At 62.2% G+C, this 23,231-nt stretch carries 23 protein-coding genes and 1 tRNA gene; 5 read left to right on the top strand and 19 right to left on the bottom strand.

All coding sequences use genetic code 11. From position 1 onward, the window contains the following. Positions 1-11: 11 nt before the first annotated feature. Complete coding sequence (gene putA, locus BM279_RS08395; protein WP_093502761.1) at positions 12-3,188, bottom strand: bifunctional proline dehydrogenase/L-glutamate gamma-semialdehyde dehydrogenase PutA; 3,177 nt, start codon at positions 3,186-3,188, stop codon at positions 12-14. A gap of 457 nt (positions 3,189-3,645) precedes the next feature. On the opposite strand from putA, the gene BM279_RS08390 reads away from it, so the two are divergent. Beyond that, a complete protein-coding gene (locus tag BM279_RS08390; RefSeq protein WP_093502759.1) occupies positions 3,646-4,557 on the top strand; it encodes a pyridoxal-phosphate dependent enzyme in 912 nt (303 codons plus the stop codon). A 48-nt stretch (positions 4,558-4,605) separates the two neighbouring features. On the opposite strand, the gene BM279_RS08385 is transcribed toward BM279_RS08390, so the two are convergent. The 4 genes from BM279_RS08385 to dapA form a co-directional block, all read right to left on the bottom strand. Continuing rightward, positions 4,606-5,208 (bottom strand): recombinase family protein, encoded by a 603-nt coding sequence (locus BM279_RS08385; protein WP_093502757.1) that lies wholly within the window; start codon positions 5,206-5,208, stop codon positions 4,606-4,608. A 348-nt stretch (positions 5,209-5,556) separates the two neighbouring features. Further along, positions 5,557-6,423, bottom strand: a complete 867-nt coding sequence (locus tag BM279_RS08380) for a phosphoribosylaminoimidazolesuccinocarboxamide synthase (RefSeq protein ID WP_093502755.1) — start codon at positions 6,421-6,423, stop codon at positions 5,557-5,559. Between the two features lie 154 nt (positions 6,424-6,577). Next, positions 6,578-7,696, bottom strand: a complete 1,119-nt coding sequence (gene bamC, locus BM279_RS08375) for an outer membrane protein assembly factor BamC (RefSeq protein WP_093502753.1) — start codon at positions 7,694-7,696, stop codon at positions 6,578-6,580. Positions 7,697-7,713: 17 nt separating this feature from the next. Then, positions 7,714-8,592 (bottom strand): 4-hydroxy-tetrahydrodipicolinate synthase, encoded by an 879-nt coding sequence (dapA, locus tag BM279_RS08370; protein WP_093502751.1) that lies wholly within the window; start codon positions 8,590-8,592, stop codon positions 7,714-7,716. A 212-nt stretch (positions 8,593-8,804) separates the two neighbouring features. Between dapA and BM279_RS08365 the strand changes: the two genes are divergently transcribed. Next, positions 8,805-9,362: a glycine cleavage system transcriptional repressor gene (locus BM279_RS08365; protein ID WP_093502749.1), complete on the top strand. Its 558-nt coding sequence runs from the start codon at positions 8,805-8,807 to the stop codon at positions 9,360-9,362. 13 nt (positions 9,363-9,375) lie between these two features. After that, positions 9,376-9,846, top strand: a complete 471-nt coding sequence (locus BM279_RS08360; protein WP_093502747.1) for a peroxiredoxin — start codon at positions 9,376-9,378, stop codon at positions 9,844-9,846. 57 nt (positions 9,847-9,903) lie between these two features. Here the strand turns inward: BM279_RS08360 and BM279_RS08355 are convergent, their stop codons facing one another. Next, entirely contained in the window at positions 9,904-10,155 is a 252-nt protein-coding gene (locus BM279_RS08355) for a sulfurtransferase TusA family protein (RefSeq protein WP_093502745.1), read from the bottom strand. A gap of 108 nt (positions 10,156-10,263) precedes the next feature. On the opposite strand from BM279_RS08355, the gene BM279_RS08350 reads away from it, so the two are divergent. After that, on the top strand, positions 10,264-11,700 hold the full coding sequence (locus tag BM279_RS08350; protein WP_093502743.1) for a M48 family metalloprotease: 1,437 nt from the start codon (positions 10,264-10,266) through the stop codon (positions 11,698-11,700). A gap of 253 nt (positions 11,701-11,953) precedes the next feature. Here BM279_RS08350 and nadA read toward each other — a convergent pair whose 3' ends face one another. Further along, positions 11,954-13,012, bottom strand: coding sequence for a quinolinate synthase NadA (gene nadA / locus BM279_RS08345; protein ID WP_093502741.1), 1,059 nt, complete (start codon positions 13,010-13,012; stop codon positions 11,954-11,956). A gap of 366 nt (positions 13,013-13,378) precedes the next feature. Between nadA and BM279_RS08340 the strand changes: the two genes are divergently transcribed. Continuing rightward, on the top strand, positions 13,379-14,398 hold the full coding sequence (locus BM279_RS08340; RefSeq protein ID WP_093502739.1) for a branched-chain amino acid aminotransferase: 1,020 nt from the start codon (positions 13,379-13,381) through the stop codon (positions 14,396-14,398). 120 nt (positions 14,399-14,518) lie between these two features. On the opposite strand, the gene BM279_RS08335 is transcribed toward BM279_RS08340, so the two are convergent. The 12 genes from BM279_RS08335 to ruvA all read right to left on the bottom strand — a co-directional run bounded on the left by BM279_RS08335 (position 14,519) and on the right by ruvA (position 23,216). Then, positions 14,519-14,594, bottom strand: a tRNA-Lys gene (locus tag BM279_RS08335). Between the two features lie 80 nt (positions 14,595-14,674). After that, a complete protein-coding gene (gene queC / locus BM279_RS08330) occupies positions 14,675-15,349 on the bottom strand; it encodes a 7-cyano-7-deazaguanine synthase QueC (protein ID WP_093502737.1) in 675 nt (224 codons plus the stop codon). A gap of 1 nt (position 15,350) precedes the next feature. After that, positions 15,351-15,998 (bottom strand): 7-carboxy-7-deazaguanine synthase QueE, encoded by a 648-nt coding sequence (gene queE, locus BM279_RS08325; RefSeq protein WP_093502735.1) that lies wholly within the window; start codon positions 15,996-15,998, stop codon positions 15,351-15,353. A gap of 175 nt (positions 15,999-16,173) precedes the next feature. Continuing rightward, positions 16,174-16,980 (bottom strand): tol-pal system protein YbgF, encoded by an 807-nt coding sequence (gene ybgF / locus BM279_RS08320; protein WP_093502733.1) that lies wholly within the window; start codon positions 16,978-16,980, stop codon positions 16,174-16,176. 6 nt (positions 16,981-16,986) lie between these two features. After that, the gene (gene pal / locus BM279_RS08315; RefSeq protein ID WP_093502731.1) at positions 16,987-17,484 is read right to left on the bottom strand and encodes a peptidoglycan-associated lipoprotein Pal; all 498 of its coding nucleotides are present in this window, start codon (positions 17,482-17,484) and stop codon (positions 16,987-16,989) included. A gap of 57 nt (positions 17,485-17,541) precedes the next feature. Next, complete coding sequence (gene tolB, locus BM279_RS08310) at positions 17,542-18,840, bottom strand: Tol-Pal system beta propeller repeat protein TolB (protein ID WP_013790641.1); 1,299 nt, start codon at positions 18,838-18,840, stop codon at positions 17,542-17,544. Next, positions 18,837-19,856: a cell envelope integrity protein TolA gene (tolA, locus tag BM279_RS08305; protein ID WP_027904827.1), complete on the bottom strand. Its 1,020-nt coding sequence runs from the start codon at positions 19,854-19,856 to the stop codon at positions 18,837-18,839. The genes tolB and tolA overlap by 4 nt, the downstream gene beginning before the upstream one ends. After that, positions 19,853-20,311 carry a protein TolR gene (tolR, locus tag BM279_RS08300; protein ID WP_013790639.1) on the bottom strand — a complete coding sequence of 153 codons (459 nt, stop codon included), beginning with the start codon at positions 20,309-20,311 and terminating at the stop codon, positions 19,853-19,855. The genes tolA and tolR overlap by 4 nt, the downstream gene beginning before the upstream one ends. A gap of 33 nt (positions 20,312-20,344) precedes the next feature. Further along, complete coding sequence (gene tolQ / locus BM279_RS08295; RefSeq protein ID WP_036986435.1) at positions 20,345-21,016, bottom strand: protein TolQ; 672 nt, start codon at positions 21,014-21,016, stop codon at positions 20,345-20,347. Positions 21,017-21,048: 32 nt separating this feature from the next. Beyond that, complete coding sequence (gene ybgC / locus BM279_RS08290) at positions 21,049-21,504, bottom strand: tol-pal system-associated acyl-CoA thioesterase (protein ID WP_093502729.1); 456 nt, start codon at positions 21,502-21,504, stop codon at positions 21,049-21,051. Between the two features lie 50 nt (positions 21,505-21,554). Then, a complete protein-coding gene (gene ruvB / locus BM279_RS08285; RefSeq protein WP_093502727.1) occupies positions 21,555-22,610 on the bottom strand; it encodes a Holliday junction branch migration DNA helicase RuvB in 1,056 nt (351 codons plus the stop codon). Then, positions 22,611-23,216: a Holliday junction branch migration protein RuvA gene (ruvA, locus tag BM279_RS08280; protein WP_013790635.1), complete on the bottom strand. Its 606-nt coding sequence runs from the start codon at positions 23,214-23,216 to the stop codon at positions 22,611-22,613. It abuts the gene before it with no gap. Positions 23,217-23,231: the final 15 nt, after the last annotated feature.

The raw sequence follows: 23,231 nt of genomic DNA, 5'->3' as shown, positions 1-23,231 counted from the left end.
CCCGTTGTCTGTTACTCGTCGCCCAGCGACAGCAATGAAGCGTTGCCGCCCACCGCCGTGGTGTTCACTGAGGTGGTGCGCTCGTTGACGAAGCGCAACAGGTAGCTCGGGCCGCCGGCCTTAGGGCCGGTGCCGGACAGGCCGCAACCGCCGAACGGCTGCACGCCGACCACCGCACCGATCTGGTTGCGGTTCACATACAGATTGCCGACACGCGCCAGGGCTTCGATGCGGGCGGCAGTTTCCTCGTTTCGGCTGTGAATGCCAAGGGTCAATCCGTAACCGGTGGCGTTGATGGCTGCCACGACCTTCTCCAGATCGCCGGCGTCGTAGCGCACCACGTGCAGCACCGGGCCGAACTGTTCTTTCTTCAGTTCGTGAATGCCGCCGATCTCGAAGGCCACCGGCGCGACGAAATGACCGTTCAGGTCGCCTGCCACCGCAGCCTCGGCGATCAGCTTGCCCTCGCCTTTCAGCTGGTCGATATGCGCCAGCAGGCCTTCGCGGGCCTCGGCATCGATCACCGGGCCGATATCGTTCTCACGCAGGTGGGTCGGACCGATCTTCAGCTCGGCCATGGCGCCCTTGAGCAGGTCGATCACTCGGTCGGCGATGTCACGCTGCACGTACAGCACGCGCAGGGCCGAGCAGCGCTGGCCGGCACTGGTGAAGGCCGAGCCGACGGCATCCTTGACCACCTGCTCGGGCAGTGCGGTGGAGTCGACGATCATCGCGTTCTGGCCGCCGGTCTCGGCGATCAGGGTGGCGATCATGCCGTCTTTCTCGGCCAGTTGGCGGTTGATGATCCGCGCCGTGTCGGTGGAGCCGGTGAAGCACACGCCGGCCACACGCGGGTCGCGGCAGAACACGCCGCCCAGGGTGGCGCCGTCGCCCGGCAGAAAGGCGATCACGTCCTTCGGCAGGCCGGCTTCGAACATCAGTTCCAGGGCACGGGCAGCGATCAGGCTGGTCTGCTCGGCCGGCTTGGCCAGCACCACGTTGCCGGCCACCAGGGCAGCAGTGATCTGACCGAGGTAGATGGCCAGCGGGAAGTTCCAAGGGCTCACGCAAACGAAAATGCCGCGGCCTTCATGGAACAGCTCATTGCGCTCGCCGGTCGGGCCCTTGAGTTCTTCGCGGCCCAGTTTCAGGCGCGCCTGCTGGGCGTAGTAACGGCAGAAGTCGACTGCCTCGCGCACTTCGTCGATACCGTCCTGCATGGATTTGCCAGCTTCCACGGTGCACAGCGCCATCAGCTCGGCACGGTGTTTTTCCAGCAGGTCGGCCAGGCGCTCGAGCACGCTGGCACGGGCGTCGATGGTGGTGGCGTTCCAGTTCGGCCAGGCAGCGCTCAGGCCATCCAGCGCCTGGGCGGCCTGAGCGGCGGTGGCGAACTGGGCGGTGCCGACCATCTTGTTCAGATCATACGGGCAACGAACCTCCTGAGCGGTGCCGCTCAGGGTCTGGCCATTGATCACCGGCGCCGCCTGCCACTGGCGATCAAGCTGCGGACGGTAGGCATTTTCGAGTTCGGTCAGCGATGTCTGGATGTTCATGTTGATGCCTTGGGAGTTTTTCCGTGTGGCCCCGTACAGCGCAGGCGGCAGCGGGATTTTGTTATTGGCGAGGCTGGCGAACTTGCGCAGCTGGGTGACCGGATGATCGATCAGCGACTCGACCGGTACGCTCGGGTCGACCAGCTGGTGCACGAACGACGAGTTGGCACCGTTCTCCAGCAGGCGACGCACCAGGTACGGCAGCAGGTCCTTGTGGGCGCCGACCGGGGCGTAGATGCGTACGGTCTTGCGGTGCTTCTCCAGCACCGTGTCGTACAGCGCGTCGCCCATGCCGTGCAGGCGCTGGAACTCGAACTCGCGCGGCGATGCCTGCTCGGCGGCCATGGCCAGGATGCAGCTGACGGTGTGGGCGTTATGGCTGGCGAACTGCGGGTAGATCACGCCGCGGGTGAAATCGCTGAGCAGGTAGCGCGCGCAGGCCAGATACGAGGTATCGGTACCTTCCTTGCGGGTGAATACCGGATAGCCGTCGAGGCCCCACACCTGGCACTGCTTGATCTCGCTGTCCCAATAGGCGCCCTTTACCAGGCGCAGCGGCATCTTCTCACCAAGCTCCTTGCCCAGCAGGGTCAGCCACACCAGCACCGGCAGGCAGCGTTTGGAGTACGCCTGGATGACCAGGCCGAACTCGCCCCAGCCGGCGATGGCCGGGTCACGCAGCAGTTTTTCGTACAGCTCCAGGGACAGCTCGAGGCGATCCGCCTCTTCGGCATCCACCGAAATGCCCACGTTGAGCTTGCGCGCACGGATGGCCAGCTCGCGCACGTTGGCAAACAGCTCGCTGAGCACGCGCTCGCGCTGGGCCGTTTCATAACGCGGGTGCAGCGCGGACAGCTTGATGGAGATCGACGGCTTCGGGCCTGGACCGACCTGCGGCTCGGCACCGACGGTGTCGATGGCCTTGCGGTAGTCGGCCATGTACTTTTCGGCGTCCTCGGCGGTCAGCGCCGCTTCGCCAAGCATGTCGAAGGAATAGGTGTAACCCTTCTCGCGCTCCGGGCGACCGTTCTTCAGCGCCTCGCTGATGGTGCGACCGAGCACGAACTGCTTACCCATCAACTTCATGGCCTGGTTCATCGCCGCGCGAATCACCGGCTCGCCGGAACGCTGGATGAGGCGACCGAGCACTTTCTTCGGGCGCCCGTCGGCAGCTTGCGGGTCGACAACCTTGCCGGTCATCACCAGGCCCCAGGCCGCGAAGTTGACCAGCACGTTGTCGCTCTTGCCCAGGTGTCGCTCCCACTCGGCAGCGCTGAGCTTGTCGCGAATCAGCGCATCGGCGGTGCTGGCATCCGGCACGCGCAACAGCGCTTCGGCCAGGCACATCAGCATCAGGCCTTCCTGGGTATCCAGGCTGTACTGGCGCAGCAGTGCATCGAGGGTGTCGACCGCATTGTCGCGACCGCGCACGTCCTGAATCAGGCTACGCGCCTGCTGACGAATGCTCTCGATACCCGCAGCACCGGGATCGGCGAGCTTGAGCAGCTCCTCGAGGTACGCGGTTTCGTCGACGTTGTAGTTGGCACTGATGGCGGGAAAGAAATCGGCGGCTTTGGCGGCGGAGACCTGCGCGAGAAACTCCGGCTGCAAGACCTGGCTGGCTTTGAACATCACGCCCATCCTCTTGTAGGGATTATCTATGGGGTACCCCTGCTTTGAGTCTAGCCCAGATACGAGGATCTGGCGATCACAGGCTTGCAGAAGCGGATGGCGGAATTTAGTGGCAGATCGGTGACGGCTTCTTGCGGAAAGCTCTGAAGTTTTTGCAGAAAACTCCGAATAGCCCACCAGCCCTGAAGACTGACGGAGTAGCGGGGCTATGTGCGGATGAGATGAGTGACGCCAGCCCCCCTCAGGTCAGCCGCCGAAGTGACCTTGCCCGGCGTATCCCGCTGCGGATGAGCAAGTATTCTTGCCGCCACTTCCCGTCGACGCGCTATCGTGTCGACCTTGAAGCAATCCTGGAAAAGCGCAGACGCGCCTTCGGCGAACGAGGCGAGAATCCAGCTGTAACCTCCTTCCCTGCAAGCCATGAACCGAGTTACCCCATTACACGGAGTTGAAAAGCATGTCGCTGAGCATCAAGACCCCTCTTCTGGAATCGCTGCCTCTGAGTAACCGTGTCGGTACCAAGGTGTGGATGAAGATGGAGGCCATGCAACCAGGCGGATCCTTCAAGATTCGTGGCGTTGGCTTCGCCTTTGAGCAGCACCACGAAAGGGGCGCCGAGCGCTTCATTTCGTCCTCGGGCGGCAATGCCGGACTCGCCGTCGCCTACGCCGGGCGCCGCCTGGGTGTACCGGTGATCGTGGTCGTTCCGCAGACGAGTTCGGAGCGCGCGCGAAGCCTGCTCAAGATGGAAGGGGCTGAAGTGATCGTTCACGGCGAGTCCTGGTTCGAGGCCAACGAGCTTGCCCGTTCCTTGCAGACAGCAGCTGACGCCTTCATTCATCCGTTCGACGATCCGCTTCTGTGGACCGGTCATGCGTCGATGATCGATGAGGTCGTCGCCGATGGCCTACGTCCGGATGCCGTTGTGCTCTCTGTTGGCGGTGGCGGCCTCCTGGCTGGCGTCGATGAGGGCTTGCGTCGCAATGGCCTCGTCAATGTGCCGATCTATGCGGTCGAGACACACGGAACCGCATCGCTGCAGGCCTCCATCAGCGCAGGACAGCTCGTGGAGATTCCAGCGGTTTCCGGGGTCGCGACCTCCCTTGCAGCGCGTCAGGTTTGCCGCAGAGCCTTCGACGTGTCAGAAGAGCGGCCCGTGATACCTGTTCAGGTCTCGGATCGAGAGGCTGTAGAGGCTTGCCTGACCTATCTGAACGATCACCGCACCCTGGTCGAGCCAGCCTGTGGCGCAGCCCTGGCTGTGTTGTATGGAGGCAAGGTTTCCCTCGCTGAGTTGAACAACGTGCTGGTCATCGTATGCGGTGGCTCCACGGCGGCCATCGAGTCGCTGCTCACCTTACGTGGCTGATGCCTGACTTATAGGCACATGGCGCGAGTAGATAGCGGTCTTGGATGGTTACTGTTTTTCGACTCGCCGCAGCGCGCGGTAAAGCGTAGACCGATGCACATTGAGCGCCTTGGCCGCTTGATCGACTGACTGGCCTTGCTGATCGATCAGCCGTTTCGCCTCGTCGATCTGCTCATTGGTCAGCGTCGGCTTGGCGCCGAATTTCACGCCGCGCGCCTTGGCAGCCTCGCGGCCGTCCTTGGTTCGCTCCAGGATCAGCGAGCGCTCGAATTCGACGATGCCGGCGAAGACCGCCAGCACGGCCAGGCCGTTTTCCGTGGTGGTATCCGCCCAGGGTTCGGACAGGCTGCGCAGCCCCGCGCCACTGATATGAATGCGCTCGGCGATTTCCAAAAGCTCCCGGGTGCTGCGCGCCAGGCGATCAAGCTTGGTGACGGTGAGTACGTCGCCGGGGCCCAGCTCACTGAGCAGGCGGGTCAGTTCGGGACGGTTGCGCCAGTTGTTCTTGGTCTGCTCGGACACTAGCCGGTTACAGCCCGCCAGCTCCAGGTCGAACAGCTGGCTGATCAGATTGGCAGTTTCACTGGCACGCGCGTAACCCAGATAACGGGGACCGCTTTCCTCTTGTTCCAACTCCGACAATTGGCTCATCGCTGAGCAGCTCCCATCGAGGCGTCATGGCGAGCCACGGGAACAGTGGAAAGCGTTTCCGGATGTGAGGGGAAGGATTGGCGAGACAAGGCTGGAATCATCGCGGCGTGTGCTCTGCGCTGGCGGCCCGACCGGCGCGGAAATGAACCTGCCTTGCCGCAACTGCGGTGGCACCCAGCCGCTAACCTACACCAAGCGCCATGGCGGGAAAAGGTTGCGACGTGGCCCTCGCCAATGCCAAAACCGCAAGCTGCTGGATGCGCCAACTGGATTGAGTTACAGACGAACCCAACGAAAACGCCGCCACTCCCTTTCGGCAACGGCAGCGTCTGCGTTGGCAACGCGTGATCAGGCGGTCAGCCGGGTCAGCGCTTCGCGATATTTGTCGGCGGTCTTCTGGGCGACATCAGCCGGTACGGCCGGGGCCGGCGGCTCCTTGTTCCAGCCGGTGGACTCCAGCCAGTTGCGCACGAACTGCTTGTCGAAGCTCGGCGGGTTGCTGCCCTCGGCGTAGCTGTCGGCCGGCCAGAAGCGGCTGGAATCCGGGGTCAGCACCTCGTCCATCAGGGTCAGGGTGCCGTCTTCGTCGAGGCCGAACTCGAACTTGGTGTCGGCGATGATGATGCCGCGGGTGGCCGCGTATTCCACCGCTGCCTTGTACAGGGCGATGGAGGTGTCGCGCACCTTGGCGGCCAGTTCGGCGCCGATGATCGCCTCGCACTGGGCGAAGCTGATGTTCTCGTCATGGTCGCCCACGGCGGCCTTGGTCGACGGAGTGAAGATCGGCTCGGGCAGCTTGGCCGCTTCCTTCAGGCCGGCAGGCAGCGCGATGCCGCACACGGTGCCGCTCTTCTGGTATTCCTTCCAGCCGGAACCGACGATGTAGCCGCGCACGATGGCCTCCACGGCCACCGGCTTGAGGCGCTTGGCGACCACGGCGCGACCTTCGACCAGGGGCAGCTCGGCGGCCGGCACCACGTCTTCGACGCGATCACCGGTGAAGTGGTTGGGCACCACGTGGGCCAGCTTATCGAACCAGAAGTTGGAGATCGCGGTGAGGATCTTGCCCTTGTCCGGAATCGGCTGCTCGAGGATCACGTCGAAGGCCGAGAGGCGATCGGTGGCGACCATCAGCATGCGCTTGTCGTCGATCTCGTAGAGGTCGCGGACTTTGCCCGAATAGATCTTTTTCAGGCTCAGAGAAGGTGTGCTCATGTCGGGATTGCGCCTCGTCGCGGGATAGTCGCGCCGCACGGCGTCAAACGGACGCACCACGGCTGTAAGGGGCGGCAGGAAAACGCCCTGCCTGTGAAAACAAAAGGCGAAACCCAAGGGGTTTCGCCTGTCGCCAAACTCGTGCCAGGAGTCCCTAGCCGAGGTTCTCCTGGATCATGTCCAGCACCTTGCGGGCCACATCGGCCGGCGCCACGGTGTTGATGTCCTTCTCGACGGTTACCTGCACGGTGTCGCCCACGGCGGTCAGGCGCACCTGGTAACGCTCGGCGCGCGCTTCGATGGCAGCCTTGTCTTCCGAGCCGCCGAACATGCGCTTGAAGAAGCCCGGCTTCTCGTTGTTGCGCTGCGGGCCTTCGGCCAGGTTGACGTAGTACACGCCCAGAGTACGGTTGATATCGTCGACGCGCAGGTCAGCCATGCGCAGCGAGCGGCCCACGCCGGACCAGGCGCGGTCGAAGTCGGTGCTCAGGTTGAGGATCGGGTTGCCGTTGCCATCCTGCGACAGCGCTACGCGATTCGGCGCATCGAAGTCGCGGCCGGCGAGCAGCGAAACCGAGCCGCCCTGCTCCACGCTGCGAGTCAGGCTGGCCTGCAGCTCGTCGAGCAGTGCGGCGTCGAGGGTCTTGTTAACGCTGCGCTCGGTGAACGGCACGTCAGCATTGCTGCCGGCCGGACGCTGGGCGCTGACCACGAAAATTTCGCTGGTATTGCGCTGCACGCCTGGCTCGAGACGCACGTGCACACGGGTTTCTGTGTTGCTGTCCAGACCACCGACGCGGCCGGTCAGGCGGCTCTGCATGCTGCTGGACAGGGCGTCGAAACGCTGCCAGTCGGTGCTGAATTCACCGGTCTGCGGGCGCTCGTCGACAATGCGGAAACCGCCGTCTTCGAAGAACTGCCGCGCGCCTGGCCACACTTCGGCCGGTACGCGCTGGGCGACCAGCCAGCTGGAGTCGCCGCTGTTCTGCAGGCTGAAGTCGCTGACGTTTGCGGCGACGGTGAGCGCCTGTGGGCGCGGCACTTCATATTCGCCCTTCACGTCGCTGTCGCGAATCTGCTGGGGAACCGGCAGCAGCGGGTCGAGGCGCTTGGCTTCGACGTCGGCTGGCAGCTTCATCGGCGCGGTTTGACGTGCGCCCAGGTAATCACTGCCGCGGTCGCGGAAGTAGCCATTTTCGCCCCAGATCCAGCCACAGCCACTGGTGCTGGTGATGATCAGGGCAAGTGCGGAAAGTCCGGCCAGTCGCTTCATGCGTCGTAGTTCCTCGATTAGACCAATACACCGGACTGGCGCAGGGCCTGACGCAGCGGTTCGTGACAACGGGGGCTCAACCAGGTCAGCGGCAGGCGAATGCCGTCGGCCATCATGCCCATTTCATTCAGGGCCCACTTCACCGGAATCGGATTGGCTTCGATGAACAGGTTCTTGTGCAGGGGCATCATACGGTCGTTGATGGCCCGGGCGATTGCGGCTTCACCGCGCATGGCAGCGGTGCACATGTCGCTCATGGCGCGCGGTGCGACGTTGGCGGTCACCGAGATATTGCCTTTGCCGCCGAGCAGGATCAGCTCGACCGCGGTCGGATCGTCACCGGAGTAGAGGCTGAAGCTCGAGCCGACGCGGTCGAGGATGTCACGGGCACGCTGCAGGTCGCCGGTGGCTTCCTTGATGCCGATGATGTTATCGACCTTGGACAGGCGCTCGACGGTTTCCGGCAGCATGTCGCAGGCGGTACGACCTGGCACGTTGTAGAGAATCTGCGGGATGGCCACGGCTTCGGCGATATGGCGGAAGTGCAGATACAGGCCTTCCTGGGTCGGCCGGTTGTAGTAAGGGGTGACCAGCAGGCAGGCGTCGGCGCCGGCGCTCTTGGCATTCTGGGTCAGCTCGACCGCTTCCCGGGTGGAGTTGGCGCCGGTGCCGGCGATGACCGGGATGCGCCCGGCGACCTGATCCACCACGCGACGAATCACTTCGATGTGCTCGTTGACATCGAGCGTCGCCGATTCGCCTGTGGTGCCGACCGCGACGATGGCATGGGTGCCCTCTTGCAGGTGGAAGTCCACCAGTTTGCTCAGGGCCTCCCAGTCGAGATTACCCTGCGCATCCATGGGCGTGACCAGTGCCACCATACTGCCCGCAATCATGCAACCGCTCCTGCCGAAAAAGAGAGCCGTAATGGTACTGGCGCCACCAGCCTTGCACAAGCGACCAAGTGGCTGTGATGGCGGGCATTGCGCATGCTCGACAGCACGGCCAGAACATAGATGGTCATTCCCCTGACGAGCGCTTTTCGCTACCCTGCGAGTTTGTTTGGCGCTGTCTATAGCGTCGGGCGTTCAACGTTTAGGAAGGCTGCATGTCCACCCCCCCAGTTCGCGAACAATTCCTCGTCATCAGCGCACTTGGCAGCAACGCCATGGAGCTGACCAACGTGCTGTGCCGAGCCAGCCATGAAAACCGCTGTGCGGTGATCAGCACGCGCCTGAGCCGCCACGGCGAACTCAGCGCACTGGTGCTGCAGATCTCCGGCAACTGGGATGCCCTGGCTCGCCTCGAAGCCGGCCTGCCGGCCCTGGCCAAGAAACACGAGTTCACCGCCAACGTGATCCGCAGCGCCGCCCAGGAGGTACGCCCCCAGGCGCTGCCCTACGTGGCCTACGTCAGCTCCGTGTACCGCCCGGACATCCTCAATGAACTGTGCCAGTTCTTCATCGACCACCGCGTCGAGCTTGAAGCGCTGACTTGCGATACCTATCAGGCGCCGCAAACAGGCGGCACCATGCTCAACGCCACCCTGACCGTCACCCTGCCCGCGGGCACCCAGATCAGCTGGCTGCGCGACCAGTTCCTGGATTTCGCGGACGCACTGAACCTGGATGCCCTGATCGAACCCTGGCGCCCACAGAATCCATAAGGAGCCCTGCCCCATGGCCATCGCTATCGATTCCCCCGTTCCCGACTTCAGCGCGCCGGCCACCGGCGGTGATTTCAACCTGGCCGCCCACAAGGGCACGCAGCTGGTGATCTACTTCTACCCGAAGGACAACACCCCAGGCTGCACCACCCAGGGCCAGGGTTTTCGCGATGCTAATGAGGCCTTCGCCGCCGCCAACACGGTGATCGTCGGGGTTTCACGCGACAGCCTGAAGACTCACGAGAACTTCAAGGCCAAGCAGGGCTTTCCCTTCGAACTGATCTCGGACAAGGATGAAAGCGTCTGCAACCTGTTCGACGTGATCAAGCTCAAGAAGCTCTACGGCAAGGAATATCTGGGCATCGACCGCAGCACCTTTCTACTCGACAAGAACGGCGTGCTGCGCCAGGAATGGCGCGGGGTGAAAGTGCCCGGCCATGTCGACGAAGTACTGGCCGCCGCCCAGGCCTTGAACAAAGCCTGATACAGATAAAAATGCCGCTCTCGAGCGGCATTTTTCATTCAGTGCACGGCACTCGCATCACGCCTTGCGCAACCAGTAGCGAAACACCCCGCCCTCGCTTTCCTCACGCAGTAGCATGTGACCAGCCAGGCGCGCGAAGGCACGAAAATCGCGCTGCGACCCGGCATCCGTGGCCGACACCTTCAGCACCTCGCCACTGGCCAGGCCATTGAGCGCCACCTTGGCCTTGAGCAGCGGCAGCGGGCAATTCAGCCCGCAGGCATCCAGCTCGGCCTGATGCTCGCCCTGCCAATCCGACACTTCACTCATGACACCCTCCCGTTTGCAGGCTGACAGCATAACCCAAGCCCTGCCGGCGCTGGTCAGGCAACTGCCTGGCCGCTACAGTACGGCACTGATCAAACAAGAGCCCTGTGCATGAATGTTCTGCGCCCCACTCTGCTGACGCTCGCCTGCCTGCTGGCACAACCGGCCATGGCCAGCGACCTGCCCTCCCTCGGTGACGCCAGCTCGGCGATGGTCTCGCCGCAACAGGAATACCAGCTGGGCCGCGCCTGGCTGAGCATCGTGCGTGGCCAGGTCAGCCAGCTATCAGACCCGCAGCTCAAGGACTACGTCGAGAGCAGCGTCTACCGCCTGGCCGAAACCAGCCAGGTACAGGACCGGCGCCTCGAGTTCGTGCTGCTCAACAGCCCGCAGATCAACGCCTTCGCCGCGCCCGGCGGGATCATCGGCGTCAACGGCGGCCTGTTCCTCTATGCCCAGACCGAAGGCGAATACGCCTCGGTACTAGCCCACGAACTGGCGCACTTGTCACAGCGCCACTTCGCCCGCGGCCTGGAAGCCCAGAAGCGCATGCAGTTGCCGGTCATGGCCGCCATGCTCGCCGGCATCGTCGCTGCCGCAGCCGGCGCCGGTGATGCCGGTATCGCCGCCATCGCCTCGACCCAGGCGGCGGCCATTCAGGAACAGCGGCGTTTCTCGCGGCAGAACGAGCAGGAGGCTGACCGTATCGGCCTGGTCAACCTGGAAAAGGCCGGTTACGACCCGCGCTCGATGCCAAGCATGTTCGAACGCCTGATGCGCCAGTACCGCTACGACCGCATGCCGCCGGAATTCCTGCTCACCCACCCGGTTTCAGAGTCGCGGATCGCCGACACCCGCAACCGCGCCGAGCAGTTCCCCGCTGGCGGCACCGAAGACAGCCTGCGCTACCAACTGATGCGCGCGCGCGTGCAACTGACCTATGAGGAAACCCCGGGCATTGCCGCCAAACGCTTCCGCGCTCAGCTCGACGAAAACCCGAACATGGATGCCGCCCGCTATGGCCTGGCCATCGCGCTGATCAAGGGTAGTCAGTTCGACGAAGCCCGTGACGTGCTGGCACCGCTGCTGCAGAAGGCACCCAACGACATCACCTATAACCTGGCGCAGATCAGCCTGGACTCTGCCGCCAACCACCTGCCAGCGAGCGAGCAGCGCGTCAGCCGCATGCTCGACCTGTACCCAAACAATTACCCGCTGAACCAGGCGCGCATCGACCTCTTGCTCAAGCAGCGCAAGATTCCCGCCGCCGAGCAGGCGCTCAACGATCTGCTCAAGCGGCGCATGAAGGATCCGGATGTCTGGTATCAGGTGGCGGAAGTGCGCGGATTGAGCGGCAACACCATCGGCCTGCATCAGGCCCGTGCGGAGTACTTCGCACTGGTCGGCGATTACAACCAGGCCATCGAACAGCTCGACTTCGCCAAGCGCCGCGCCTCCAACAACTTCCAGCTGGCCTCGCGTATCGACGCTAGGCAGAAGGAGTTGATCGAAGAGAAACGTATGACCGAGGAAATGCTGCGCGGCTAAGAGCCTGTTCACGATCTGCTGCGCGTCGGCCCTACTGTGTTAAAAACAGGCTCGGCAAGCCGCTTGCGGCTAACGCGCTTTAGCGCGGCCCGCAGGGCGAGCGAAGCGAGTACTGCTCATTTACAGCTCGTAAACTCCGCTTCCTCGCCTGTTTTTGCCTTGTATGGCTCTAGCTCGCGAGATCGTGAACAGGCTCTAAGGGCGCAGCACGAGCCCGATACGCTATCGGCCGATGGCGTATCGGGCTGGGGAGTCAGGCGTTGCCGGCCTGCTTCAGGCGGGCGGCCTGGGTGAAGTCCAGCATGCGCTTGAGCGGCTTGATGGCCCGCGGAATCAGCGCCGGGTCCACGAACACTTCATTGCTACCCTCGCGCAGGCACTGCAGCGTGCGCTGCAAGGTGTTCATCGCCATCCAAGGGCAGTTCGCACAACTGCGGCACGCCGCGCCGTTACCGGCAGTCGGCGCTGCCACGAATTCCTTGTCTGGGCAAAGCTGCTGCATCTTGTAGAAGATGCCGCGGTCGGTGGCGACGATAAAGGTCCTGTTGGACATGAGCTGGGCCGCGGCGATCAGTTGGCTGGTCGAGCCGACCGCATCGGCCAGCTCGATCACCGCCGTCGGCGACTCCGGGTGCACCAGCACCGCAGCTTCCGGGTACAGCGCCTTCATGTCCTGCAGCTGACGCGCCTTGAACTCCTCGTGAACGATGCAGGCACCATCCCAGAGCAGCATGTCGGCGCCGGTCTTGTTCTGGATGTAGCGGCCCAGGTGTTGGTCCGGCGCCCAGATGATGCTCTCGCCGTTGTCCATCAGGTGCTCGACGATCTCCACCGCGCAGCCAGAAGTCACCACCCAGTCGGCGCGCGCCTTCACGGCCGCCGAGGTGTTGGCATACACCACCACGGTGCGCTGCGGGTGCTGATCGCAGAACGCGGCGAACTCATCGACTGGGCAACCCAGGTCCAGCGAGCAGGTGGCCTCCAGCGTCGGCATCAGCACGCGCTTTTCCGGGTTGAGGATCTTGGCGGTCTCGCCCATGAACTTGACGCCAGCCACCAGCACGGTCTGCGCCGAATGCTGGTTGCCGAAGCGCGCCATTTCCAGGGAGTCGGACACGCAGCCGCCAGTCTCTTCGGCCAACGCCTGCAGCACCGGGTCGCAATAATAGTGAGCGACCAGCACGGCGTTCTGGCGCTTCAGCTCCTTGGCAATTTCATCACGGTAGAACGCTTCCTGCTCCGCGGTCAGCGTCTCTGGCTGCTTGGCGTCGAGGTGAGCCTGGACTAGAAGTCGCTCGGCAATCTGCGTCATGTCATCAGGCCCTATCGAGGTCTATCTGCACGGGACGTGGAGTATACCGCCAGACGCACTGCGCCTGCCGGAGCGCGCCGCCGCCTCGCCTGCAAAAGCAGCAATGTCGGGTGGCGCGGGCGCGCATGGTGGTGCATTGACCAAGTTTTTTCAATCTCGCCGCGCCTGCCAGCGCGACACCGGTTGATCGCCACGATAATCCGCCGCATCATCACCGCTACGGCCATCGTTAGCGATCAGGCACGCCTTGGGCCTGACGAACAGCCCACCCTTTTACCGACTGCACAAGCAAGCGCCTGTGCGGTCACCCTGAAAATTCAACGGACATACGCACGCCGCAGTGGCCGTTCAGCGATTGAGGATGTCATGGCTTACGAAAACATCGAATGGGACAAGCTGGGTTTCGACTACATCAAGACCGACCAGCGCTACCTGTCGCACTGGCGCAACGGCGACTGGGATCAGGGCACGCTGACCGAAGACAACGTGCTGCACATCAGCGAGGGCTCGACCGCCCTGCACTACGGCCAGCAGTGCTTCGAGGGCCTCAAGGCCTACCGCTGCAAGGACGGCTCGATCAATCTGTTCCGCCCCGACCAGAACGCCCTGCGCATGCAGCGCAGCTGCGCCCGCCTGCTGATGCCGGCGCCGTCGACCGAGCAGTTCATCGAAGCCTGCAAGCAGGTGGCCAAAGCCAATGAGCGCTTCATTCCGCCGTATGGCTCGGGCGGCGCGCTGTATCTGCGCCCGTTCGTGATCGGCGTGGGCGACAACATCGGCGTGCGTACCGCACCCGAGTTCATCTTCTCGGTCTTCTGCATCCCGGTCGGCCCGTACTTCAAAGGCGGCATGAAGCCGAACAACTTCGTGATCTCCAGCTATGACCGTGCCGCGCCTCAGGGCACCGGCGCCGCCAAGGTCGGCGGCAACTACGCCGCCAGCCTGATGCCGGGCTCGCAAGCCAAAAAGAACAACTTCGCCGACTGTATCTACCTCGATCCGCAGACCCACACCAAGATCGAGGAAGTCGGCTCGGCCAACTTCTTCGCCATCACCCACAACGACGAATTCGTCACCCCGAAATCACCGTCGGTACTGCCAGGCATCACCCGCCTGTCGCTGATCGAACTGGCCCAGAGCCGCCTGGGCCTGAAGGTCATCGAAGGCGACGTGTTCATCGACAAGCTGAGCGAATTCAAGGAAGCCGGCGCTTGCGGCACCGCGGCGGTGATCACACCGATCGGCGGCATCGAGTACAACGGCAAGCTGCACGTGTTCCACAGCGAGAAGGAAGTCGGCCCGGTGGTCAGCCGCCTGTACGCTGAACTGACCGGCGTGCAGTCCGGTGACGTCGAAGCCCCAGAAGGCTGGATCGTCAAGGTGTAAACCGCGCAGCTGGCGGCTCCCTGGAGCTGCCAGCCCGGTTCCTTGAGACAGAAACTAAAAAGCCCGAACCTCTGTAGAGATTCGGGCTTTTTAGTGCGCCTTCACTTAGAAGGCTTGAGATGGTGGGTCGTGTAGGATTCGAACCTACGACCAATTGGTTAAAAGCCAACTGCTCTACCAACTGAGCTAACGACCCGTGGTGCGAGCGCTATGATACTGATTTAACTCAGGAATTCAACACCCGCCGAAAACTTTTTTACTGCCCCTGCATTCTTTTCACTGATAGCGCGTTGGGTCAGGCATACCGGCCGCCACAAAACCCGCTGCGCGCAGCCTACAGCTGTCGCACTTGCCGCAGGCACGACCATCGACATCGGCCAGGTAGCAGGAAACGGTGAGGCCGTAATCGACCCCCAGACGCGAGCCTGCCTGCACGATCTCGGCTTTGCTGAGCATCTGCAGCGGCGCCTGGATACGAACGCGCCGCCCTTCCACACCCATCTTGGTCGCCAGGTTGGCCATGTGCTCGAACGCGCTGACGAACTCCGGTCGACAATCCGGGTAGCCCGAATAGTCCACCGCATTGACACCGATAAAGATGTCCTGGGCCTCCAGCACCTCGGCCCAACCCAGCGCCAGGGACAGGAACACGGTATTGCGAGCCGGTACATAGGTGACCGGAATGCCCGTGGTCGGGCTCTGCGGTACCTCGATGCTGGCATCGGTCAGCGCCGAACCACCGATACCATCGAGATTGATGCCGATGACCTTGTGCTCGACCACGCCGAGCTGGCGCGCCACCCGCTCGGCCGCCTGCAGCTCGGAGCGATGCCGCTGCCCGTAATCGAAACTCATGCTGTAGCAGCTGTAACCCTGCTCCCTGGCCATTGCCACCACAGTGGCGGAATCGAGGCCGCCCGACAGCAGGATGACCGCTTTCTTATCGCTCATGTCAATGCCCCGGCTCATCGTTCCAAAGAATCTTGTGCAACTGCAGCTGCATGCGTACCGGCAGGTTGTCCGCAATCACCCACTCGGCCAACTGGCGACCGCTGACCTGCCCATGGCTGGGCGAGAACAGCACTTCACCGACACGTGCGGGAAGGTCGTACTGAATGACCTTGCTCACCGACCAGTCGTAGTCCTCGCGCGAACAGATCACGAACTTGACCTGATCGCGCGGCTGCAGGTGCACGATGTTCTCGTAGCGGTTGCGGCCCATTTCGGCCGAGCCCGGGGTTTTCAGGTCCACAACCTTGCTGACCCGAGGATCGACGGCGGCAACGTCCAGCGCTCCGCTGGTTTCCAGAGAAACGTCGTAGCCGGCATCGCACAGTTTTTCGAGCAGGGGGATGCAGTTGGGCTGCGCCAACGGCTCACCACCAGTCACGCAGACGTATCGCGGCCGGTAGCTCGCCACCTGTTCGAGAATGGCATCCAGGGTAAGTAACTCGCCGCCGCTGAAGGCATAGGCGGTGTCGCAGTATTGACAGCGCAGGGGGCAGCCGGTCAGGCGCACGAATACTGTCGGCAAGCCGGCGGTACGCGCTTCCCCCTGCAGCGAGAAGAAAATCTCGGTGATGCGCAGGGTATCTTTCATAGGGGCACCGGGCGTGACAGCTAAACAGGCCATCCGCCTCCGTTGCGAAAAAGGGCGGCAATTCTAAACGAAACACGCGGTGGCAGGCCATCGCTCAGAAGTCGCACGGTGGCCACCCATTTTCCAGGCATAAAAAACCCGCGACTGGCGCGGGTTTCTTGAATAAGCGTTCCGATCAGCGAATACGCTGCAGATCACGCTGCGCCAACTGAGCGGCAGAGGTGCCCGGATACTGGGCGATGACCTGCTGCAAGGTGCTCTTGGCCTTGTCGTTGTTGCCCATGCGGATTTCCACATCGGCCAGCTTATACAGTGAATCCGGCACCTTGCTGTGCTGCGGATAGGCTTGGCTGACCTTGGCGAATGCCTGGCTCGCGCCCTGCAGATCGCCCTTGGCGAGGTTAACCTCACCCAGCCAGTATTGCGCGTTGCCGGCGTACTGACTGTTGGGATAACGACGCAGGAAAGCGGCGAATGCCTGGCTTGCCTTGTCGAAATCCTTGGCTTTGATCAAGTCGAAAGCTGCATCGTAGAACAGCTTTTCCTTCGCAGGATCGGCCGGCTCGGCAGAGGCTTGCTGCCCTGCCTCGCCCGCACCTGCGGACGTACCACCGGCACCATTGCTGGCACCCGCGGTTTGAGAATTCTGTGTGGCGGGGCCACTACTCAGTCGTTTGTCGAGGTCCTGATAACGCTCCAGGCTTTCCTTCTTCAAACGCTGAATATCGTTCTGCTGCTCTTCGAGCATGCCACGCAGTTGCGCAATATCCTGCTGCATCTGCTGGAGCTGACTGAACAGCATGCCCTGCGCTGTAGATGGAGTTTGCACCCCACCTCCAGCGTAGGCGCCAGACGTGCCGTAACCGGCATTCGAGTTGCCACCACCGTTACCGGTGCTGCCATCTTGTACGGGCACCTGAGCAAAAGCCGCAAGCGGCAGACTCAGGACCATAGCGGTTACTACACGCTGGCAAATTCGCATATCGAATTACTTACGCAGCTCGACGCGACGGTTCTGGGCCCAGGACTGCTCGTCATTGCCAGTAGCAACCGGACGCTCTTCGCCGTAGGAAACCAGCTCCAGCTGAGCAGGGGAAACGCCCTGCAGAACCAGGTAACGCTGAACGGCCTTGGCGCGACGCTCGCCCAGAGCCATGTTGTATTCGCGGGTACCGCGCTCGTCAGCGTGGCCTTCCAGAACGACGCGAGCGCCGTTGGCTTTCAGGTCCTTGGCATGAACGTCCAGAGCGCGCATGGCTTCCGGCTTCAGGTCAGAGCTGTCGTATTCGAAGTAGAAAGTGGTGATAGCGCGCAGAGCGGCTTCTTCACTCAGGCTGCCATCAACGGCGCCGGTGTTAGCACCGTAGCCAGCGTTCGGATCTACAGCGCCTTCGCCAGCAGCGTCGCCGCCTTTGGAGGAACAGCCAACAGCCACGGCGAGAGCCAGGCTCAGTGCAGCAAACTTGCCAAATTTCAGCATTTCCATGTGTAACTCCTAATGAACCCCAGTGTGTTAAGCATCAAACAGGTAAAGCACCGCGCATCAGTTCAGGAAGGGGGACCAGGATGGCTCTCGAACTTCGCCTTGAGCGGTAGGTAGAGGGAGCCTAACGCGACCATTGGTGGACGCTAACATCAGGACTCCCCGCCCCTGCTGGCGGGTAGCGTAGATTATCATGGTGCCATTGGGCGCAACAGTAGGCGACTCATCCAAACTTGTATCTGAAAGAATGCGCAGATTGCCGCGTTCCAGGTCCTGAGCCGCTACCTTGAACACGGTGTAACCATCCTGGCGATGAATCATTACCAGGGTTTTTTCGTCAGCGGACAATTTAGGGTTGGCATTGTAGTTACCGACGAAGGTCACTCGGTCGACCGCACCAGAATTGATGTTGGTCTTATAGATTTGCGGCTTGCCGGAACGGTCGGAGGTGAAATAGATGGTCTGGCCATCCTTGCCCCAGAACGGCTCGGTATCGATAGCCGAATTGTTGGTGATGCGACGCAGGTTACGCGAACCCATGTCCATTACGTAGATTTCCGGGTTGCCGTCACGCGACAGGGTGAACGCCAGCTTGCTGCCGTCCGGCGACCAGGCCGGCGCGCCATTGAGGCCTTCGAAATTGGTGATCTGCTCGCGGCGACCGGTATCGACGTTCTGCACGAAGATGCGCGGGCGCTTCTGCTCGAACGACACATAGGCGATGCGCTTGCCATCGGAAGCGAAGGACGGCGACAGAATTGGCTCGCGCGACTGCAGCAGGGTCACGGCGCGGGCACCGTCATAGTCCGAGCGTTGCAGGGTGTAGCGGGTGTTGTTCACACCGAAGCGCTCGGCCGTCACGTAGAGCATGCGCGTGGAGAAGGCACCCTTGACGCCGGTGAGCTTCTCGAACGACTGGTCAGCAATGTAGTGCGCCATGTCGCGCAGCTGATCGGTGCCGCCACCTACGGTGCCGGTCATCACCTGCTGCTCGGTCGCCACGTTGAACAGCGCGTATTGCACCTGCAGGCGCGCGCCATTGGGCACGATGTTGCCGACCAGCACGTACTGAGCACCGAGCGCCTTCCAGTCGCGGAAGATGACCTCGCTGGCCTGAGTCGGCAGGCTGATCATATTCTGGCGCGGAATCGGTTCGAACACGCCAGTGTTGCGCAGATCGTTACCGACGATGGTAGAGATGTCTTCGGGCAGCACATTGCCGCCCTGCCAGCCGAAAGGTACTACAGCAATGGGAGTGGCTCGATCAGTACCGGTACTGATGACCAAGGGATCAGCCGCTTGCACGGTACCGACCAGCATGGCCAGGCCCAGTACAACGATTCGCATCAGGGTATTCACAGACCTAAATCCTCCGGTTTGAAGACGGCACGACGCTGCCGGTAAAGCCGATCGAACGTGGCACGATCAAGCTGCTGCATTTCTGCAATACGCCCCACGTTGCGTACTGCCTGTACCGCTGAACTGTCGAAGGGCGCATCACCGCTGGAGCGACTCACGCTGGCATTGGTGATGGTGCCATCGGGCAACATCTCGATCAGCACTTCAACGCTCATGCCATTGCGAGCAGACGGCGGACGTCGCCACTGCTCACTCACCAGTTTGACGATCAGATCATCAAGACTGCCGGCGACCTGGTCACCCTGGGTCTCTGCCAGCGCCTGCTGACGCTCGGTATCGTCGGACAGCAGCTCGGCCAGTGCCGCTGCCTTCTTGTCCTCGACCGCCTTGCGCTCTGCCGCCTGCGCCGCTTTCTTCTTGGCATCTTCGGCAGCCTTTTTCTTGGCTGCTTCAGCTGCCGCTTTCTTCTTCGCCTCTTCGGCTGCCTTTTTCTTGGCATCCTCGGCGGCTTTTTTCTTCGCTGCTTCGTCAGCGGCCTTTTTCTTCTCGGCCTCTTCCGCTGCTTTCTTCTTCGCCGCTACATCAGCGAGCTTCTTCTGCTCGGCAGCTTTCGCTGCGGCATCGGCCTCAGCCTTCTTGGCTGCATCGGCTTTTCGAGCCTCGTCGGCTTTCTTTTGTTCCGCCGCTTTGGCCTCTGCCTGCTTCTGCGCCTCAGCCTTGGCCTGAGCCTGTTTTTCGGCCTCGGCCTTTTTCTGTTCCAGCTGCTCGGTTTCGTATTGCGGCGCGGCAGTCTTCTTCGCTTCGCCGGCAATCTTCTGGTTGGTCTGGGTAGTGGCCTGGCTCTGCGACTTCAATTGGTACAGGGTAGCCTGCACGATCGGTTTTGCCGGCGGCAGCTCGGGTGCGAAGGCGAAACTGACGAACAACATGCCGAACATCAGCACGTGCAGCCCTACGGCCCAAACCACCGGCCAGAACAGGCTTTCCGAAGGTGAGCGTTCACGCTGCTGCATCAGGGCGCCTCGGTGATCAGGCCGACGTTACCCACGCCCGACTGCTGCAGGCCGCCCATGGCGGACATCACGGTGCCGTAATCGACGGCCTTGTCGCCGCGCACGAACACCTGCACCTGCTTACCCTGACTGCGGCTCTGGTTGATGATGGCGGTCACTGCGCGGGTCATTTCATCCAGCGTCAGGGCGCGATCCTGAACCGTATCGGTGTCCACCTCGGTGCCCATGTTCCAGTAGTACGACTTGTCGGACTTGATGGAAATGGTCAGCACCTGGGAATCGTTATCCTGGGGCAGCACATCGCTGCTGACCTGCGGCAGGTCGACCTTGACGCCCTGGTTGAGCATCGGCGCCGTCACCATGAAGATGACCAGCAGCACCAACATCACGTCGATGTAGGGCACCACGTTCATCTCGGCGACGGGCTTGCGTCTGTTGCGAATTCTGGCTCTGGCCATGGTATTGAAACCTGTGTTGAGTGCGCCGGAAGCTTATTCTTCGCTGCTGTGTACTTTGCGGTGCAGGATCGCCTGGAATTCGTCGGCGAAGGTGTAGTAGCGGCCGATCAGCATTTCACCGCGAGCGGAGAAACGGTTGTAGGCGATGACCGCCGGGATGGCCGCGAACAGACCGATGGCCGTAGCGATCAGTGCCTCGGCAATACCTGGAGCGACGGTCGCCAGGGTGGCCTGCTGAACCTGCGCCAGGCCGCGGAAGGAGTTCATGATCCCCCATACGGTGCCGAACAGACCGATGTACGGGCTGGTGGAACCGACGGTGGCGAGGAACGGCAGGCTGGTTTCCAGCTTTTCTTCCTCACGGGAAATAGCCACGCGCATGGAACGGGCGACGCCGTCCATCACGGCGTCAGGATCCATGCCCGGCTGCTGGCGCAGGCGCGAGAACTCCTTAAACCCGGCGCGGAAGATCTGCTCCAGGCCCGAGTCCGGATCCGGGTTGCTGCCGGCCTGGCGATACAGCTTGGACAGGTCGATACCCGACCAGAAACGCTCCTCGAAGCTATCCAGCGAACGCTTGGCCGAGCGCAGGAAATTGCTGCGCTGGAAAATCATCACCCACGAGATGACCGAGGCGGCCACCAGGGTGAGCATCACCAACTGCACCACCAGACTGGCGTTGCTGATCAGACTCCACATCGACATGTGGTCAACGGCATTTGCGTTGGCTTGCACGCTTACTCTCCTGCAGTAGATGTACCGGCAACGTCACCCTGCCCTGCAAACGCCGTTCGCAGAGACGGGGACATGGCCCGGGGTTTGAAATTATCGGCGCGCACACAGGCCACCAGAAACTGCCCTTCGCAGAGCAGCACGTTATCTGCAACCCGCCTCACCTGTTGACGAAAGCGCAGGCTGGCACGGTTCAACTCATATACCTCGGCGCTGACTACCAGCTCGTCGTCCAGCCGCGCCGGCGCGTGGTAACGCGCTTCGCTGGAATGCACGACGAACAGCAGCCCCTCACCAGCCAGCGTCGATTGGGAAAAACCCAGTTCACGCAATCGCTCGGTACGGGCCCGCTCCATGAATTTGAGGTAGTTGACGTAATAGACCACTCCGCCCGCATCGGTGTCCTCGTAATAGACACGACAGCGATGTGCAAACGGCTGACCGGCATCTTGGGCGCGCATACTCTAGTGCCAGCCCCGTGTCTTGCCAATCGGGCGCGCAAGTATTTTTTTCATGGCGCGTGTCCATCGTTGAATAGGTCGAGCGTCGGGCGCTCGTCCATTCGCTTGGGAACATTTAGGCCAAAGTGCAAATAGGCATGACGGGTCACAACACGTCCTCTGGGCGTGCGCATGATGTAACCCTGCTGAATCAGGTACGGCTCGAGCACGTCCTCGATGGTGTGGCGCTCTTCGCTGATCGCCGCTGCCAGACTGTCGACACCCACCGGGCCGCCATCGAACTTCTCGATCATGGTCAACAGTAGGCGACGATCCTGATGATCGAAGCCGCGCTCATCGACATCCAGCAGGTTCAACGCCAGGTCGGCGATCTGCTGGGTAATGGCGCCCTGGCCGCGCACTTCAGCGAAGTCGCGTACCCGGCGCAATAGGCGGTTGGCAATACGCGGCGTACCACGCGCTCGACGAGCAATCTCCACGGCGCCGCGCGCTTCGATGGGCAGACCAAGGATGCCAGCGGCACGGCTGACGATGGTGGCCAGGTCCTCGGTGCTGTAGAACTCCAGGCGCTGGACGATCCCGAAACGGTCGCGCAGCGGATTGGTGAGCATGCCGGCGCGAGTGGTGGCGCCGACTAGGGTGAACGGCGGCAGATCCAGCTTGATCGAGCGGGCCGCCGGGCCTTCGCCAATCATGATATCGAGCTGGAAATCTTCCATCGCCGGGTATAGGACTTCCTCGACGATGGGCGAGAGACGATGGATTTCATCGATGAACAGCACGTCGCCCGGTTCGAGATTGGTCAACAAGGCCGCAAGGTCACCCGGGCGCTCGAGCACCGGACCCGATGTGCTTTTGATGGAGACCTGCATTTCCTGGGCGATGATGTTGGCCAGGGTGGTCTTGCCAAGGCCAGGCGGGCCGAAGATCAGGGTGTGATCGAGTGATTCCTTGCGCCCACGCGCCGCCTGGATGAACAACTCCATCTGCTCGCGCACCACCGGTTGACCGATGTACTCGGCCAACTTGAGCGGACGAATGGCGCGGTCGACCTGCTCGTCGCGGTCGCGACTGCCCGCCGTCACCAACCTGTCGGCATCGAGCATCTAGAGCATTCCTTTCAGCGCGCGGCGGATCATGTCTTCACTACTCAATCCATCTTCTTTGACTGCCGAAACGGCGCGACTGGCTTCCTGAGGCTTGTAGCCCAGCGAGATAAGCGCACTCACCGCATCATTCTCCGCGCTTGAGACTGCGCCTCCAGCACGAGGTTCAACCACCAGTGGCGCCATGCCAGGCACCGCTTCCCAGGCCTTGAAGCGATCCTTGAGCTCGACCAGCAGACGCTCGGCGGTCTTCTTGCCGACGCCGGGAATCTTCACCAGCGCGGCGGTATCCTGAGCTTGCACACAGCGCACCAGCTCGTCGATTTCCAACCCGGACATCAACGCCAGTGCGAGCTTCGGGCCGACGCCGTTGAGCCGGATCAGCTCACGAAACAGCTCGCGCTCGCGCTTCTCGAAAAAGCCGTACAGCAGGTGAGCATCCTCGCGCACCACCAGATGGGTGTGCAGGGTCAGCGGCTCGCCTACGGGGGGCAAACGGTACAACGTGGTCATGGGGACTTCCAGCTCATAGCCCAGACCATTCACATCCAGAATCAAATGCGGCGGCTGCTTTTCCGCCAGGGTGCCGCGTAAACGTCCGATCACCGACGCATTCCTCAC

It is taken from the genome of Phytopseudomonas straminea (genome assembly GCF_900112645.1).
Taxonomy (GTDB): Bacteria; Pseudomonadota; Gammaproteobacteria; order Pseudomonadales; family Pseudomonadaceae; genus Aquipseudomonas; species Aquipseudomonas straminea.
This window is presented reverse-complemented; position numbering and strand designations above follow the sequence as displayed.

Coding starts and splice junctions, on each gene's coding strand:
- ruvB (WP_093502727.1), bottom strand. CDS start 22,610: ATGCTCGATGCCGACAGGTTGGTGACGGCGGGCAGTCGCGACCGCGAC.
- BM279_RS08340 (WP_093502739.1), top strand. CDS start 13,379: ATGGCTTACGAAAACATCGAATGGGACAAGCTGGGTTTCGACTACATC.
- ybgF (WP_093502733.1), bottom strand. CDS start 16,980: ATGCGAATTTGCCAGCGTGTAGTAACCGCTATGGTCCTGAGTCTGCCG.
- BM279_RS08355 (WP_093502745.1), bottom strand. CDS start 10,155: ATGAGTGAAGTGTCGGATTGGCAGGGCGAGCATCAGGCCGAGCTGGAT.
- BM279_RS08365 (WP_093502749.1), top strand. CDS start 8,805: ATGTCCACCCCCCCAGTTCGCGAACAATTCCTCGTCATCAGCGCACTT.
- tolR (WP_013790639.1), bottom strand. CDS start 20,311: ATGGCCAGAGCCAGAATTCGCAACAGACGCAAGCCCGTCGCCGAGATG.
- pal (WP_093502731.1), bottom strand. CDS start 17,484: ATGGAAATGCTGAAATTTGGCAAGTTTGCTGCACTGAGCCTGGCTCTC.
- BM279_RS08350 (WP_093502743.1), top strand. CDS start 10,264: ATGAATGTTCTGCGCCCCACTCTGCTGACGCTCGCCTGCCTGCTGGCA.
- ybgC (WP_093502729.1), bottom strand. CDS start 21,504: ATGCGCGCCCAAGATGCCGGTCAGCCGTTTGCACATCGCTGTCGTGTC.
- BM279_RS08380 (WP_093502755.1), bottom strand. CDS start 6,423: ATGAGCACACCTTCTCTGAGCCTGAAAAAGATCTATTCGGGCAAAGTC.
- putA (WP_093502761.1), bottom strand. CDS start 3,188: ATGTTCAAAGCCAGCCAGGTCTTGCAGCCGGAGTTTCTCGCGCAGGTC.
- BM279_RS08360 (WP_093502747.1), top strand. CDS start 9,376: ATGGCCATCGCTATCGATTCCCCCGTTCCCGACTTCAGCGCGCCGGCC.
- bamC (WP_093502753.1), bottom strand. CDS start 7,696: ATGAAGCGACTGGCCGGACTTTCCGCACTTGCCCTGATCATCACCAGC.
- queC (WP_093502737.1), bottom strand. CDS start 15,349: ATGAGCGATAAGAAAGCGGTCATCCTGCTGTCGGGCGGCCTCGATTCC.
- nadA (WP_093502741.1), bottom strand. CDS start 13,012: ATGACGCAGATTGCCGAGCGACTTCTAGTCCAGGCTCACCTCGACGCC.
- BM279_RS08390 (WP_093502759.1), top strand. CDS start 3,646: ATGTCGCTGAGCATCAAGACCCCTCTTCTGGAATCGCTGCCTCTGAGT.
- queE (WP_093502735.1), bottom strand. CDS start 15,998: ATGAAAGATACCCTGCGCATCACCGAGATTTTCTTCTCGCTGCAGGGG.
- BM279_RS08385 (WP_093502757.1), bottom strand. CDS start 5,208: ATGAGCCAATTGTCGGAGTTGGAACAAGAGGAAAGCGGTCCCCGTTAT.
- dapA (WP_093502751.1), bottom strand. CDS start 8,592: ATGATTGCGGGCAGTATGGTGGCACTGGTCACGCCCATGGATGCGCAG.
- tolQ (WP_036986435.1), bottom strand. CDS start 21,016: ATGTCGATGTGGAGTCTGATCAGCAACGCCAGTCTGGTGGTGCAGTTG.